The 13,419-nt window shown below is 54.8% G+C and carries 15 protein-coding genes; 3 read left to right on the top strand and 12 right to left on the bottom strand.

The features are described from left to right. The first annotated feature begins 71 nt into the window (after nucleotides 1–71). Both ACL02P_RS01120 and ACL02P_RS01115 read left to right on the top strand, forming a co-directional pair. Nucleotides 72–1,514 carry a tagaturonate reductase gene (locus ACL02P_RS01120; RefSeq protein WP_412836645.1) on the top strand — a complete coding sequence of 481 codons (1,443 nt, stop codon included), beginning with the start codon at nucleotides 72–74 and terminating at the stop codon, nucleotides 1,512–1,514. Further along, complete coding sequence (locus ACL02P_RS01115) at nucleotides 1,502–2,989, top strand: UxaA family hydrolase (RefSeq protein ID WP_260070249.1); 1,488 nt, start codon at nucleotides 1,502–1,504, stop codon at nucleotides 2,987–2,989. The genes ACL02P_RS01120 and ACL02P_RS01115 overlap by 13 nt, the downstream gene beginning before the upstream one ends. Before the next feature lie 55 nt (nucleotides 2,990–3,044). On the opposite strand, the gene ACL02P_RS01110 is transcribed toward ACL02P_RS01115, so the two are convergent. The 7 genes from ACL02P_RS01110 to ACL02P_RS01080 all read right to left on the bottom strand — a co-directional run bounded on the left by ACL02P_RS01110 (nucleotide 3,045) and on the right by ACL02P_RS01080 (nucleotide 8,803). After that, nucleotides 3,045–4,424, bottom strand: coding sequence for an MFS transporter (locus ACL02P_RS01110; RefSeq protein ID WP_009224331.1), 1,380 nt, complete (start codon nucleotides 4,422–4,424; stop codon nucleotides 3,045–3,047). Nucleotides 4,425–4,437: 13 nt separating this feature from the next. Further along, on the bottom strand, nucleotides 4,438–5,064 hold the full coding sequence (locus ACL02P_RS01105; RefSeq protein WP_036644808.1) for a cysteine hydrolase family protein: 627 nt from the start codon (nucleotides 5,062–5,064) through the stop codon (nucleotides 4,438–4,440). A 42-nt stretch (nucleotides 5,065–5,106) separates the two neighbouring features. Further along, nucleotides 5,107–6,141 carry an ABC transporter substrate-binding protein gene (locus ACL02P_RS01100; RefSeq protein WP_260070247.1) on the bottom strand — a complete coding sequence of 345 codons (1,035 nt, stop codon included), beginning with the start codon at nucleotides 6,139–6,141 and terminating at the stop codon, nucleotides 5,107–5,109. A 52-nt stretch (nucleotides 6,142–6,193) separates the two neighbouring features. Continuing rightward, nucleotides 6,194–7,096 (bottom strand): ABC transporter permease, encoded by a 903-nt coding sequence (locus ACL02P_RS01095; RefSeq protein WP_397376588.1) that lies wholly within the window; start codon nucleotides 7,094–7,096, stop codon nucleotides 6,194–6,196. Between the two features lie 40 nt (nucleotides 7,097–7,136). Next, nucleotides 7,137–7,919: an ABC transporter ATP-binding protein gene (locus ACL02P_RS01090; RefSeq protein WP_016311240.1), complete on the bottom strand. Its 783-nt coding sequence runs from the start codon at nucleotides 7,917–7,919 to the stop codon at nucleotides 7,137–7,139. A gap of 123 nt (nucleotides 7,920–8,042) precedes the next feature. Beyond that, nucleotides 8,043–8,423 (bottom strand): Na-translocating system protein MpsC family protein, encoded by a 381-nt coding sequence (locus ACL02P_RS01085; RefSeq protein ID WP_323077296.1) that lies wholly within the window; start codon nucleotides 8,421–8,423, stop codon nucleotides 8,043–8,045. A gap of 206 nt (nucleotides 8,424–8,629) precedes the next feature. Further along, on the bottom strand, nucleotides 8,630–8,803 hold the full coding sequence (locus ACL02P_RS01080; RefSeq protein WP_157268794.1) for a hypothetical protein: 174 nt from the start codon (nucleotides 8,801–8,803) through the stop codon (nucleotides 8,630–8,632). A gap of 256 nt (nucleotides 8,804–9,059) precedes the next feature. Here ACL02P_RS01080 and ACL02P_RS01075 point away from each other — a divergent pair, with 256 nt between their 5' ends. After that, complete coding sequence (locus ACL02P_RS01075; RefSeq protein ID WP_323077299.1) at nucleotides 9,060–9,401, top strand: cupin domain-containing protein; 342 nt, start codon at nucleotides 9,060–9,062, stop codon at nucleotides 9,399–9,401. A gap of 68 nt (nucleotides 9,402–9,469) precedes the next feature. On the opposite strand, the gene ACL02P_RS01070 is transcribed toward ACL02P_RS01075, so the two are convergent. The 5 genes from ACL02P_RS01070 to ACL02P_RS01050 form a co-directional block, all read right to left on the bottom strand. Continuing rightward, on the bottom strand, nucleotides 9,470–9,622 hold the full coding sequence (locus tag ACL02P_RS01070) for a hypothetical protein (RefSeq protein ID WP_009224339.1): 153 nt from the start codon (nucleotides 9,620–9,622) through the stop codon (nucleotides 9,470–9,472). Next, nucleotides 9,610–9,846, bottom strand: coding sequence for a carbohydrate-binding protein (locus ACL02P_RS01065; protein WP_339299791.1), 237 nt, complete (start codon nucleotides 9,844–9,846; stop codon nucleotides 9,610–9,612). The genes ACL02P_RS01070 and ACL02P_RS01065 overlap by 13 nt, the downstream gene beginning before the upstream one ends. 27 nt (nucleotides 9,847–9,873) lie before the next feature. After that, nucleotides 9,874–11,142 carry a glycoside hydrolase family 125 protein gene (locus ACL02P_RS01060; RefSeq protein ID WP_412836644.1) on the bottom strand — a complete coding sequence of 423 codons (1,269 nt, stop codon included), beginning with the start codon at nucleotides 11,140–11,142 and terminating at the stop codon, nucleotides 9,874–9,876. 102 nt (nucleotides 11,143–11,244) lie between these two features. After that, nucleotides 11,245–12,294 (bottom strand): glycoside hydrolase family 76 protein, encoded by a 1,050-nt coding sequence (locus ACL02P_RS01055; RefSeq protein WP_412836643.1) that lies wholly within the window; start codon nucleotides 12,292–12,294, stop codon nucleotides 11,245–11,247. Then, a complete protein-coding gene (locus ACL02P_RS01050; RefSeq protein ID WP_412836642.1) occupies nucleotides 12,294–13,412 on the bottom strand; it encodes a glycoside hydrolase family 76 protein in 1,119 nt (372 codons plus the stop codon). Before ACL02P_RS01050 ends, ACL02P_RS01055 begins: the two co-directional genes overlap by 1 nt. Nucleotides 13,413–13,419 lie beyond the last annotated feature (7 nt).

The following is a 13,419-nucleotide window of genomic DNA, read 5'->3' as shown; positions in this document are numbered from 1 at the left end:
TGTTCACGTGTGCAAATACCTAACTTCTCTTAATCTCCTATCAGCATCTAAAACAAGGAGGCGAAAAAACGATGGACACACCGCAATACCCGCTCTTATCCCGAACCTTATTTCCCGATTTGCCTGCCTACCCGGAACGGATGATCCAGTTCGGCGAAGGGAATTTCATGCGTGCCTTTACCGCCTGGCAGGTGCAGCAGATGAACAAGCAAGGCCGGTTTCAAGGCAGCGTGGTGATGATCAAGCCGCAGAGCAGCCCGGTATCCGAACATTATGCGAAGCAGGATCACCTTTACACGGTTCTTATTAACGGGATCGCGGAGCAGCAAGTGGTCAACGAACACGAGATCAATCACTCCGTCAGCCGGCTGATCAGTCCTTACACCGATTATGAGCAATTTCTCGCTCTAGCGGAGCAAGATTCGCTGGAGTTCATCACCTCGAACACTACCGAGGCCGGCATCGCCTACAACCCGGAGGACCGCCTCACGGACGCGCCGCAGCGGAGCTTTCCCGGCAAGCTGACCGCCCTGCTCTACCGCCGCTATCAGCTGGGCAAAGCGGGATTTACGATCATCCCCTGTGAACTGATCGACCGCAACGGCGAGAAGCTGCGCGAGATCGTGCTGCGCTACGCCGCCGAATGGGATCTTGGCGATGGGTTCATTCAATGGCTTGAACGGGAAAACACCTTTTGCTGCAGCCTCGTGGACCGGATCGTCCCCGGATTTCCGCAGCAGAAAGCGAGGCAGCTGGAACAACAGCTTGGCTACCAAGACCGCTTGATGGTGACCGCCGAGCCTTACCTGCTGTGGGTCATCGAAGGCCCGGCCTGGCTGCCTGAACGGCTGCCGCTGTCCGAGGCGGGATTAAACGTCATCTTCACCGAGGACCTGCGTCCGTACCGCGAGCAGAAGGTTCATCTGCTGAACGGCCCCCACACGGCGATGGCCGCGTTGGGCTTACTCGCCGGTCTGACAACGGTCGAGGATGTGATGAACGACGAGGATTTGTCTGTGTTCGTTAGGGAGCTGATGGAGCAGGAGATCGTTCCGATGCTTGATTTGCCCAGATCCGGGCTGTTGTCTTATGCCGAGGCCGTGCGGGAACGCTTTATGAACCCGTTCATCCGACACGAGCTGGCTTCGATCTCGCTAAACAGCATCGCTAAATTCCAGACCCGGCTGCTGCCTGTGCTCCTTCGCTACCAGCGGGAACGGGGCGAATTGCCGAAGCGGATCACGCTAGCCTTCGCCGCCTTGCTGGTCGGTTATCGGGGCGACCGGCTTGCGCGGAAGGACAGCCCGGAGGTGCTGGCCCTCTTTGATCAGGCGTGGTCGCAGCCCGCTGAAGCGATTCCGGCCCTGTTACGGGAAACGAAGCTGTGGGGAGAAGACTTATCCAGCGTTCCCGAACTGGCCGACACCCTGGAGCAATATGTCCGGAAGCTGGACGCTTTTGGCGCCCGAGCGACATTACAATGGTTGGGAGGCGGCAGTCGATGCGACGATTAATGAAAATGAACCCGCGCGACAACGTAGCGGTGGCTTTGCGGCCAATCGCAGCTGGTGAAGATCTCCAGCTTGACAAGGAGTCCGTTCGAGCGGTGCAGGACATTCCCCAAGGCCATAAAATCGCACTCACCGCCATTCCCGCCGGTTCGTCCGTCACGAAATACGGCTATCCGATTGGCCATGCCATAACCGCGATCGCTCCAGGCGAGTGGGTGCATACGCATAACGTAAAAACGAACCTCGCCGGTGAGGAACAATACGAATATCATCCGAACCTGCACCCGGTCATTTATCCGAAGCGTTCCCTAACCTTTCAGGGATACCGTCGGGCCAACGGAAAAACCGGCATACGCAACGATCTGTACATCGTGCCTACCGTCGGCTGTGTGAACGGGATTGCGGAGCAAATGATCCGCGCCTTTAAAGCGGAGCACCCGGATCTTGGCCCCTTCGACAACATTACCGTGTTGAAGCACCCCTACGGCTGCTCGCAGCTTGGGGAAGATCATCTCATGACGCGCAGCATTCTCGCAGACGCCGTGCTTCACCCCAATGCAGGCGGCGTTCTCGTGTTTGGACTGGGCTGCGAGAATAACGTCGTATCCGAGTTCCGGGAGCGGCTAGGCGATTACGACGAGCAACGCGTCAAATTTCTTGTAGCTCAGGAGGTCGAGGATGAGCTGGAGGCTGGCCTGGCGCTGCTGGAAGAACTGGTTGAGGCGGCGCGCAACGACCGCCGGGAGCCGGTGCCGCTCAGCGAGCTGAACGTTGGGCTTAAGTGCGGCGGCTCGGACGGTTTCTCCGGCATTACGGCCAACCCGCTGCTCGGCGCTTTTTCCGATTTTCTCATTTCGCAGGGCGGCTCTACGATTCTAACAGAAGTTCCCGAGATGTTTGGGGCCGAGCAGATGCTGATGGCCCGCGCGGAGAGTCAAGAGGTGTTCGAGCAAATTGTTGCTCTCATCAACGATTTTAAGCAATATTTCCTGTCCTACGGCGAGCCTGTCTATGAAAATCCCTCGCCCGGCAATAAAGCCGGCGGCATTAGTACGCTGGAGGACAAATCGCTGGGCTGCACGCAAAAAGCCGGGACCGCCCCGGTGGTCGACGTCCTGAAATACGGCGAGAAGCTGCGCAAGAAAGGCCTTAGCCTGCTGCAGGCACCAGGAAATGACCTGGTCGCCTCCTCTGCGCTGGCCGCCGCCGACTGCCAGCTAGTCCTTTTCACGACCGGCCGCGGGACGCCGTTTGGCAGCTTCGTCCCTACCGTCAAGGTCGCCACGAACAACGAACTGTTCGCCCGGAAACAGCACTGGATGGACTTCAACGCCGGGGTCTTGCTGGATACGCCGATGGAAGAAGTGCTGGAGCAGTTTATCCATTACGTTATCGCGGTAGCCAGCGGTCAACCCACCCGGAACGAGCAGAACGAGGTCCGCGAGCTGGCTATTTTCAAAACGGGGGTCACATTGTAAGCGAATCACGCCAAAAAGCCATTGCCCAGACGTTAACGTCCAGGCAATGGCTTTTTTAGGATGGCGATACCGTCTCCTCATGGCGACGACGGTGCCGTGCTTGACGAACGGTAACAAGCAGAAGAACTACGGAACCTAACACCAACGCGAGACAAAGGACGAAAACCATCCGATAACCGTCTGCGCCGGCTATGAACGCGCCGCCTGCCGCAGTACCGAATATCATGCCAAGATTACGCGACAACGCGAGTAAACTGCTGATTAACCCCAAGTGACCAGGATCCACACGGCCCATCACCAGGCTCGTATTGGGCGAAGTGATCATCCCCATGGATGCACCCAGCAAAACAATCAATGTAATTAATAGAAACATCGGATACGAGGAGGAAAGAAAACCTAAAGCAACTAACGTCCCGGACATCGCCAACAATCCGGCCGTCAACAACGGTAAGGAACCGTGCTTGTCCGACAAACTGCCAAATAACGGGGAGGCGACGATCAACGCCAGCGGATAACCCATCATCATCAATCCGGCCATCGCCGGCGGAGTGCTAAGCTCATGGCGAAGAAACACCGGCAATACGAGTTGCGCCGAAAACGCGGCCATATACGTAACGATGGTGATCCAGAGCCCGGTATTCGTCGCAGCATCGCCGAGCAGCTTGAGATCGATGAAGGGGGAGTCGCTGGTGGAGAGACTCCACATCACAAACCCGGCGGCACAACCCGCAAACAACAGCAGCAACACGACCACAGGCAGAGATCCCCATCCCCATTCCGAGCTTAGATGAATCGCTGTGACAAGGCCGGTTAACGAAGTCCCAAACAGCAGAGCTCCGGTTACATCGATGTGCCCTTGCTCCTCCGGCTGATCCTTCGGAATAAACCGCTGGGCCATCATCCAAGCCACTAACGCGGTACCGGCCAGCAGCCAGAAGCATGCCTCCCAAGATATCCATTGAATCAGTACACCGCCCAGGCTGGGGCCGATCATCGAACCGGCGGCCACGAAGGTGCTGATCATCCCTAAGGCTCTCCCTCTCTTTTCAGGAGGAAACAGAGAAACGATCAGCGCCATGTTCGTCGCCTGATACATCGAAGCGCCAAGGCCTTGCACGATACGGAAGGCAATCAGCCAGCCCAGTGACGGGGCAAGCGCGCAGCCAAGCGCCCCTAACGCGAAACCGAGATAACCCAGATTATGCACGGACCGCCGTCCCCGGATATCCCCGAGTTTCCCCATCACCGGCAGGAGTACGGAAATGACCAGCAGATAAGCCGTAACAACCCATTGCGCGGAGGCAAGACCGATCTGATAATCTCTAGCGATATCAACCAGCGCGATGTTGAACATGCCGGCGGAACAGTTAGATAAAAAGGCTCCCGTACAAATGATATATTGAACCAGTGTACGGTATTTGCCGTTCATGCCCATGCCTGCACCTGCTTTACACTTGTGTCATTGTCATTGGGTTCACGGTCGTCTTCCAAGCCCGTTCCCACAAGGAAATCACTTCCCGGGTGTCCGTGACCTCACCGAAATATCCTTCGATATTTTTGATCGTCATTTCATGAGCTTGATTGGAATAAGAGGCGCAAGCATCGCGAAGCAGCACGATGTGATAATCCAGCATAAAACCGTCCCGGGCCGTCGATTCCACGCACACATTGGTGCTGACACCGGTCATGATCAGCGTTTCGATCTTCTGGCTCCGCAGGATCGAATCGAGCCGAGTATTCACAAAAGCGCTGTATCGGTGTTTGTTCACGACAACCTCACCCGGCTCGGGGGCAACTTCGTAGAAATCCGCCCCCCAGGTGCCCTTCCGGCATACCGCCATCGATTTTCCGTTAGATCGTTCTTTCCAAGCTTCGGAATCGGTCGCTTCTTCATGAAAGGTCTGGATAAACATCACCGGTACCCCAAATTCTCTGGCCGCCGCCAGCAAGCGATGTAAATTCGGCATCATGTCGGCCACGGCACCAACGTCATTACCCGCTTGGGCTAAAGCTCCCTCCGGGTGACAGTAATCATTTTGAACATCTACCACCACGATGGCTGTCCGGCTGTTCATTAGCTTCTGCTCTAAATTCACTTCGCTTCACCTTCCCTTTCCTTACTTGGATGAATTAACGAACTGCATGTCGACCAATTGGTCATAGGAGTAATCGCCCGTATAAATCCCGGTTTTGATCAGCACGTCCATGTCTTGTTTCACTGCGGCTTCCGTAATGAACCCATCCCTGCTCCATAGGCTGTCCGCATAGGCGCGGTCAAGGGAGGCCTGAATCGCATCATCGGATAACGTAGGGAACTCGGCTTTCATGTTTTTCATCGCTAGTTCTTTATCCTCTTGAACCACCTTCAGCGCCTCAATAATAGCGTCGGTGAACAACTGCACCGTTTCCGGATCTTTATCGATCGTCGATTGTTTCACGCTGAGCACGGAATAGGAGAAATCGCCGAAGTCATGGAATTTATAAAAGGGTTCGCCCCAGACGTCCTTGGAGATCCCGTCGCTAATTTGCGGCTCCGCCCCATTGCCGATATCTGCCGCTCCCTGCTGCACCATCGTCACGACCGTCGAGGCATCCGCCGGCTCAAGCAGAGTGACATCTTTCTCCGGATCCAGTCCCAAGTAGATCAGCAAATAACGGATCAGCAAATTAGGAGTACCGCCATGACGTCCGGCGTTGATCTTCTTCCCCTTAAAGAACTCCTTCAAATCCGCCTCTGAACTGCCGGCCGGAGCCAGCCCCTTCTTGGCTACCAAGTATACGTTGGCTCGGTTAACGACGTTGACGATCGACACGATGGGATCGGAATTTTTCTTGTTTGCCAGCGCATTGGACTCCGTTCCACCGATGACGCCCCATGCGTCCCCGCTAACCACCGCCGTGACGTGAGCGCCGCCGGCAGCCTGAATCACTTCTACATCCAATCCCCGTTTCTTAAAGTAACCTTCCCGTTGAGCCAAATAGAGCGGAAGATATCCCGTGGAATGAACCGGTTCGGCGATGACGATCTTTTTGAGCTCTGTGCTCCCCTCTGCCGCTTCCTCCGTTGGCTCGCTTTTCCCTCCGCATCCTGCAAGTAAGCTGCCCGTCAAAGCCAATCCCAATAATAACGGTAACAGTCTGCTCTTTCTCATCCAACTTCCCCCTCATGAACATTTTCTTTCCGGTTGACTGACAGGTTTCCCGCTACTTGACGCCGAAACCTTTGGACAACCCTCTTTCCAAGAGTACAACTCCCCAATACATAGCCATGGATAGCACAGACAAAACCACTACGCCAACCCACACGAGATTGATGTCAAGAATCGTCCCCGCATACATGATCATGCGTCCAACGCCTTGGCTGGAGGCGATGAATTCACCGACGATGGCCCCGGCAAGCGCCAGAGCAATGTTGATACGCAAGCTGCTGATGATCCAAGGCATCGACCATGGAATGACGACTTTGGTAAACACCTGCCAGCGTTTGGCCCCAAGCGAATACATCAGCTTCTCCATGTCCGGGTCCACGCTCTTCACCCCGCTGTAGGCGGACAAGGCAGATACCACAACCGTCATGGAAAAAGCCAGCGCCACTTTGGAGAAGAAGCCGATTCCCAGCAAAATGACGAGGACAGGCGCAAGAGCCAGCTTGGGCATCGCGTTTAATATAATCAAGTAAGGTTCGCTAATGCCGGCATAGCTCCGTGACCACCAGAAGGACAAGCCCAACAAAGCTCCGCATAATGTGCCGAACACAAAGCCCAGCACGGTTGAGCCTGCTGTATAGGCGATATCCCCCAGCAGCCCGCCCTCTGCCACTTGCAGCCAGGTCGTTTGCCATATCGCGCTCGGGCTGCTCCAATAATAAGAATCCAGCCAACCGATCCGGGTAAACACCTCCCAGATGATGAACAGCAGAACCCCTACGGCCACCCTTCCCCAGCCGATTCTGCGGGCTTTCTTCCGCTCCGCTGCCTCCTCGTCATAAATCAGCGGTGCTGAATTTGAGGCAGACGGGGGCTTCAGCTTTTTTTCGGCTACCGTTACCGCCGCATCGGTGGATAGAGAATGGATCACAAAGGTCGATTTACGCACAGTTTCTTCCACACTTCATCCCTCCTAGATCGTTATTTTTTTATCCAAACGGTCAAAGCGCGAGTTCTTCCTCCGCATGTCCCGCCGATAACTGGTCAAGCAAGAGATGTTTCAGTTCCATAAAATCCGGGGACGTCATATCCTCCGTTTTGCGCGGGCGCTCCATCGTGACCGTGATTTTCGTTTTGACCCGGCCCGGCCGCGAAGAGAAGACATAAATATCGTCTGACAAGTAAATTGCTTCATCGATGTCGTGGGTGACGAACAACACCGTTTTTCCAAAGTCGGTCCAAATTTGCAACAGCCAATTTTGCATCGTTAGCCGGGTCTGTGCATCAAGCGCGCCAAACGGCTCGTCCAGTAAGATGATGTCGCGGTCGTAAAGCAACGTTCTCAGCAGCGCAGCCCGTTGCCGCATACCTCCCGACAATTCCTTGGGATAATGCTTATCAAAACCTTTGAGTCCATACTTCTCCATCAGGGGCAAAGCTCGATCCACCGCTTCCTTTCTAGGGACGCCGCGAATTTCCATCCCCAGAATGATGTTGTCTAGAATCGTCCGCCACGGCAGCAACATATCCTTTTGCAGCATGTAACCGACATATCCCGTCTTCCCCACGATATTCTCCCCGTCCGCAAGCACCTCTCCGGTAGAGGGTGGAATGAGTCCGGCAATGATGTTGAACAAGGTAGACTTGCCGCAACCGCTTGGGCCAATGATGCTGACAAACCTTCCCGCTTCAATCTTCAGGCTCGTTTCTTGCATGGCCGGGATATCTCGGCCGTTCCGGCGAAACCATTTACTAACTCCGTTAATCTCGATTTTGGGTTGCATGCTCCACGCCTCCACTCCTTGAAATTTTCATTTTTTGATATAAAAAAATCGCCAGTCAAAACCCATAGCGCCTCCTAACAATAGCGCTGCGAGTCCAAACTGACGATTGGTCGGCTCTTTCGATTAGCGAAGTTCCGACGACTCCTTCAGATAATCCTCCACGTCGCGATCCAAGACAACGATCGTACCGGAAAATTCGGTCTCTGCATCGTAATCTTTGAGTACGGCGACGATATTCAGTTGAAATTGCCGTTCGAGGGCTGCCTTAATCTCCCGCTTGAACACCTGAAACAACAAGTAATCCAGCTGCCTCGTGGAGTGAGGATAAGCCTCATCCAATAGCTTTAAGACAGGCACTCGCCCGTTCAAAGAAATAATCACAATTTTGTTGCCGACGAAATCTACTTTTTGCTGTTTTACACCCACGTTAAAGATTTGCTTATTTATCGCGTTGTAAATCCTCAAAATGTCCTGCTTCCATTCGCCAGCGGTTGAGATGGCCATACTCACACCCTCCTTCATGTCAGGTATTCTATCATAACTCTTGGGTGTGATTGATTAAACTATTATTCTTGTGATTAATTATAGGCGTTCAAAAGGGATTGTCAATACATTTACGTCAAAAAAAATAACATCCATCCACTCGGATGTGATGTTATTTTACATGAGAGCTATATTTAAACGTATGGCTTAGGATGAAATGTGTCAAATTACCCGGTGAGCAAAGCCAACCTGTCAATTTGCTGGTACAACCGCTCCGCTTCGTCCGCCAAGCTGGGTTGATTCAGCCGAATTGACATCGCAAGCAGCCGGTCAGCTTTCTGCTTGAGCTGCTTAATCTCCATCATGACCGCTTCTTGATCCATCCCCGGAAAACGTTTCACGAGCGTTACTCCTTTCACCACATTTTCAAAAAACATCCATATCCCCTTTCTCCAATTTACTCCAATTTGCAGTAGTGGCCATTTCACAGAGTTTTGAAATAGGGGCATTTTTTCGCAAACTTGATCTGAATCAAGAAGAAAGGAGCAACTCGATGCTAACATAGGAGACAAGGAGCAGGGATTCCGGCGATCAAACCGGAGAAACCCAGCCAAACGATCCGGTCCACGCGACCGTTACAAGGAGGAAATCATCAAGATGGAAAAATTAGCATTAGCCCAGCTTCAGGACTTCCAAGCCGAGAAATTCTCCAAACGGATCGCCTTCAAAAAAGGCGAAAGCGTCGTGTTCGTGCTGAACTTTATGCCGGGCCAAGAGCTGCCAACCCACACGCATCCGAATACGGACGTATTTATTCTAGCCCTGCAAGGCAGCGGGTCGATCACGGTGGACGGAGCAACCTCGCCGCTGAATCAGGGTGAAGCACTGCATCTGGAAGGAGCGGAAGCCTTTTCCTACCGGAATGACGGAACGGAGCCCGCCAGCCTGTACGTTGTCTTAACCAAAGTTCCCGCACCAGAGTACGCGCAGAATATTTAAGACGCTAATTCTAATCGCGAAAAACAGACCGAAGGCAGGATCCCACATCCGCCCCGGTCTGTTTTTATTTACTTCTTGAGCAAATCTCCCAGCGAAACGGTATATCCATTGGAGACATTCTTCTTGTTCTTGAGCAGACGGATCTGCACCTTCACGCCGTCCATATCATACGGTCCGTCCCATGTTAGCCGAATCTGTCCATTTTCCTTTACCGCTCGCACATGCTCAACCTCTCCTGGTGGGGTGTGGTCACGAGGCGGCTCAGGCGTAACAGGCGGTGCCGTAAATACGGCGGGATCGCCAACGTAAACTTATCCAGGTTAAACAGCCAATCCGAGCCTTTGAAGTACAGGAAAACGATATGCTTGCCGCGTACCGGAGCGGTGACCTCCGCCGAGAACACCTTAAACTCCTGCCAGCCGCCGGTTCCCGTAACCTTCTCCATTTTCGGATTGTTTTCCTTACCCGAAAGCTAGCACATGGCAATTTCCAGACCACATAAACTGAGCACGAATTCAACAAACATGGCGTTGGACCAGGAGAACCATTCCCGCGTATACTCCGATGGATTATCCTTGTGAAACCCTTCATGCACCAGATTCGTTCCGGCATCGGTCCGCTCGAACATATCCAGAATCTCCAGCTTTTCCGATTCCTCCAGCGCGGTGATTCCCTGAATGGACAAGGCGATGTGCCAAATGTAGTCTGGCGGAGTGTGCGGGCTGCCGATGCCTTTGGCATACGTTCCTTCATAGTAGTAAGGGTTGCGGCGGCTCAGAATCATCCGGCGCGTGTTGAGATAGATCGGATCGTCTTTGCTGCAGTAATCGAGATAAGGCAGCGACAACAGGCTGGGCACGTTGGCATCGTCCATCAGATTCACGCCGCCAAGCCCGTCAACCTCGTACGCGTACACCTTCCCGAACTCCGCATCCTCGATGATGGCGTATTTTTCAATCCCCTGCCGAATGTCCTCTCGCAGCGCACGTACCTCATCGGCGAAAGCGTCATCTCCGAAAAACTTCTCATTGATCTCCAACAAATACCCCAGCACCACAATGGCAAAAAGGTTCGACGGAACGAGATACCCGTATTTGCAGGCATCGTCACTCGGGCGGAAGCCCGACCAGGTCATCCCCGTATAGCCGACCGGTCCCGGAAGCCGATCTGTTTCCCCGCTGTTTTCCCGGACGAACGTGTATTTTGACAGTTCCTCATGCCGCTGCTCAGTCCGCCAGGTTTGCAAAATCAACTCGGCCGCTTGCTTAAATTCCGGCGTGAAGTGGCGGGTTTCCCCGGTATTTTTCCAATAAAGATAGGCTAACTGCAGAGGATAACATAACGAATCCACCTCGTATTTACGTTCCCAAATCCAGCCGGACATCTCAGTCAAATCCGTCTGATGGCCGCGGAAATTCTCAAATTCGTTAAACGCGTTGGCATACGGGTCCCGCAGGATCGATTGGTATTGCGTTCTCAACACGCCCTCGATAATCTCGCGCAAGCCGGCATCCTGCGCCGCCGGGATCAGATACGGCCGAAGCTGGTTCACGGAATCGCGCAACCACATGGCCGGGATATCGCCGGTCAGCATAAACACCGTCCCGTCGTCGTGGCGATGGATGGTGGTTTCCAGCGTATTTTCATAACACCGTTTGAACATCTCCACGATTTTCGGGCGATGCTTCATTTTCGTCTCCACCAAGACAATAATATCGGATTGAGTCAGTTGCTCAGTCATGGTTAATCTCCTCCGTGTTGTCTCGTAGTCGTTGTGCTTATTGTGCTCGTTATGCTCGTTATGCCGTACGTTCGCTTCCGGCGGTTCTGTATGACATGTTCCTCACTTTCGCGCCTCCAGCCTTGCCGCCGCTTCCAGCAGCATCAAGCCGCTCAACTGGACGCTGAGCTGAACCGGCAAGGTCGGCGGCTCCTTCCAAGAAGGGCCGCACAGCGCCAGGTTCTCAAGCAGCCCGCTGGATCGAAGAGTCTCCGCATTGGCGAAAATAACCTCCCGCACGCGTGGACACTCTGGGTCGATCTCCAAGAGACGGTCGAGGTAGCGAATGAGGATGCCTTTGAATAACCCGGTATCGTCGATGCCTTCCGCGGGAAGCAGGCAAATATCAGGCTCGCACAGCTCCTCGAAGCAGGCGGCTGCGGTGCGCCTTGCATCCTCCAAGTAGGCTGATTCGCCGGTGTAGAAGTATAATTCCGCTCCCGCGCTAATAAAGACGCCCTGGCAATAGGTGAACCGCCAGTCCTTGTCGATTGTTCCGTCCCCAGTGCGGTTCATGCCATCCCAAACAAAGCCGGTCGCAGGGTCAACCAGATGCGCTTTGTTCCAATCGTATATCCGTTTGGCCCAAGCGAGATCGTCAGGCCGACCGAACAAGCCGTAAAGCTGGGCGGCAAGAATCGCAGCAGGCGCATTGGCTGGGGTATTTTTGTAATCCAGTTGATCCTTCTTCCACGCCATCCCCCCGCCGCAATGCTCATTCCAAGCCGTTTGGATGTCCGCCCACAGCTCTTGGACCTTCTCCTCATACCACGCCTCACCGGTCGCCCGGTAAGCCCGCAGCAGCGCCAGCGCCGTCCACTCCATGTCGTCGTAATAATTCTGCGTGAACGTCCCGCCGTTATAACGCTCCAGACTGCGGCAGAACTGCCTCATCCGATCGGGCAGCGCCGGGTTGCCGGTCCGCTCGTAAGCATCCACCAGCACGTCGAGGACATGGGCTTGCCACCAGTAGTAGAAATTTTCGCCGGCCCGGCCCGCCGTACGCGGATACCACTGGTCCAGGATGCCGGTCTGCTCATTCCCGTAGCAGTCGAACAGGTCGCGGTGCATGCGGTCCGCCAGTTGGGCCCAGCCTAGCTCGCGGCGATCCATCACGGCATCTCCCCTTGGGGCGCAGCATCCGGCGTTAGCTCCGAGGCCGCCTGATCCGCACCCGTTTCAAGCGCTGCCGCCGCCTCCATCAGCATCACGCCGCTTAGCTGCGAGCTGAGGGACACGGCCCCCTCCGGTGCTGGACCACAGCTCCAATCCGTGCCGAACCGCGGTTGCTGCGGAGCGGCCAGCCGGCTCCAGGCGCGTTCCGCCTGAAGGGCGACGTACTCGGCAATCTCGGGATGGTCCGGGGCCGCCTGAGCCAACTGCACCAAGTAGCGGATCAGGATGCCTTTGAACAGTCCGGCATCGCCGTCCCCTTCCTCCGGCAGCAGGCCGGTCTCGCTGGAGGTAAACTCCTGGAGGACGACGCGGAACGTGCGAAGCGCCGCCTCCAAGTAGGCTGTATCACCGCTTACCCGGTACATCTCCACCGAAGCTCCAATAAAGACGCCTTGGCAATAAGTGAACCGCCAATCCTTGTCGATCGTCCCATCCCCGGTACGGTTCATACCGTCCCACACCAACCCGGTGGACGGGTCGACGAGGTTCGCCGCCTGCCACTCATAGATCCGCTGCGCCCAAGCCCAATCGTCCGGATCGCCAAACGCTTGGTACAACCGGGCCGCCAGGATGATGGCAGGGGCGTTGGCCGGGGTGTTTTTATAGTCGAGCTGCGATTTCTGCCAGGCGATCCCGCCGCCCATTTGCTCGTTCCATCCGGTTTGGATGTCCTGCCACAGCAGCTGGGAGACCTCCTTGTAGCGCGGTTCGCCCGTGGCTTGATAGGCGCGCAGCCAAGCGAGCGCCATCCACTCCATATCGTCGTACAGCTCATTGGGCCATGCGCCGCCGTTGCGCTGAAGCAGTCCGTCGTACAGCTGCTCCAGCCGCTGGGCATATCGCCGGTCCCCCGTGCGCCGCAGTCCGTCGACCAGCACATCCACCGCATGCGCCATCCACCAGTAATGAAAAATCTCGTTGCATGCCCCGTTTTCACAAGGCGTTTGAATATTGTACATTTGGATCTTTTCGTTCCAGAATAATTCGTCCAGCGCCGTCTGAGCCAAGTCGGCCCGTTGCTGCGTGATTTCAGTTTCCTTCGTGGTGGTCTTCATATGATCT

Origin of the sequence: Paenibacillus sp. MB22_1 (assembly GCF_047200555.1) — a bacterium.
GTDB classification, from domain to species: domain Bacteria; phylum Bacillota; class Bacilli; order Paenibacillales; family Paenibacillaceae; genus Fontibacillus; species Fontibacillus phoenicis.
The sequence above is the reverse complement of the archived record's forward strand: the minus strand, read 5'-3'. Positions and strand labels throughout refer to the sequence as shown.

Excerpts from the sequence above, each read along its gene's own strand:
- ACL02P_RS01120 (WP_412836645.1), top strand. The coding sequence starts at position 72 with ATGGACACACCGCAATACCCGCTCTTATCCCGAACCTTATTTCCCGAT.
- ACL02P_RS01115 (WP_260070249.1), top strand. The coding sequence starts at position 1,502 with ATGCGACGATTAATGAAAATGAACCCGCGCGACAACGTAGCGGTGGCT.
- ACL02P_RS01110 (WP_009224331.1), bottom strand. The coding sequence starts at position 4,424 with ATGGGCATGAACGGCAAATACCGTACACTGGTTCAATATATCATTTGT.
- ACL02P_RS01105 (WP_036644808.1), bottom strand. The coding sequence starts at position 5,064 with ATGAACAGCCGGACAGCCATCGTGGTGGTAGATGTTCAAAATGATTAC.
- ACL02P_RS01100 (WP_260070247.1), bottom strand. The coding sequence starts at position 6,141 with ATGAGAAAGAGCAGACTGTTACCGTTATTATTGGGATTGGCTTTGACG.
- ACL02P_RS01090 (WP_016311240.1), bottom strand. The coding sequence starts at position 7,919 with ATGCAACCCAAAATCGAGATTAACGGAGTTAGTAAATGGTTTCGCCGG.
- ACL02P_RS01085 (WP_323077296.1), bottom strand. The coding sequence starts at position 8,423 with ATGGCCATCTCAACCGCTGGCGAATGGAAGCAGGACATTTTGAGGATT.
- ACL02P_RS01075 (WP_323077299.1), top strand. The coding sequence starts at position 9,060 with ATGGAAAAATTAGCATTAGCCCAGCTTCAGGACTTCCAAGCCGAGAAA.
- ACL02P_RS01065 (WP_339299791.1), bottom strand. The coding sequence starts at position 9,846 with ATGGAGAAGGTTACGGGAACCGGCGGCTGGCAGGAGTTTAAGGTGTTC.
- ACL02P_RS01060 (WP_412836644.1), bottom strand. The coding sequence starts at position 11,142 with ATGACTGAGCAACTGACTCAATCCGATATTATTGTCTTGGTGGAGACG.
- ACL02P_RS01055 (WP_412836643.1), bottom strand. The coding sequence starts at position 12,294 with ATGGATCGCCGCGAGCTAGGCTGGGCCCAACTGGCGGACCGCATGCAC.
- ACL02P_RS01050 (WP_412836642.1), bottom strand. The coding sequence starts at position 13,412 with ATGAAGACCACCACGAAGGAAACTGAAATCACGCAGCAACGGGCCGAC.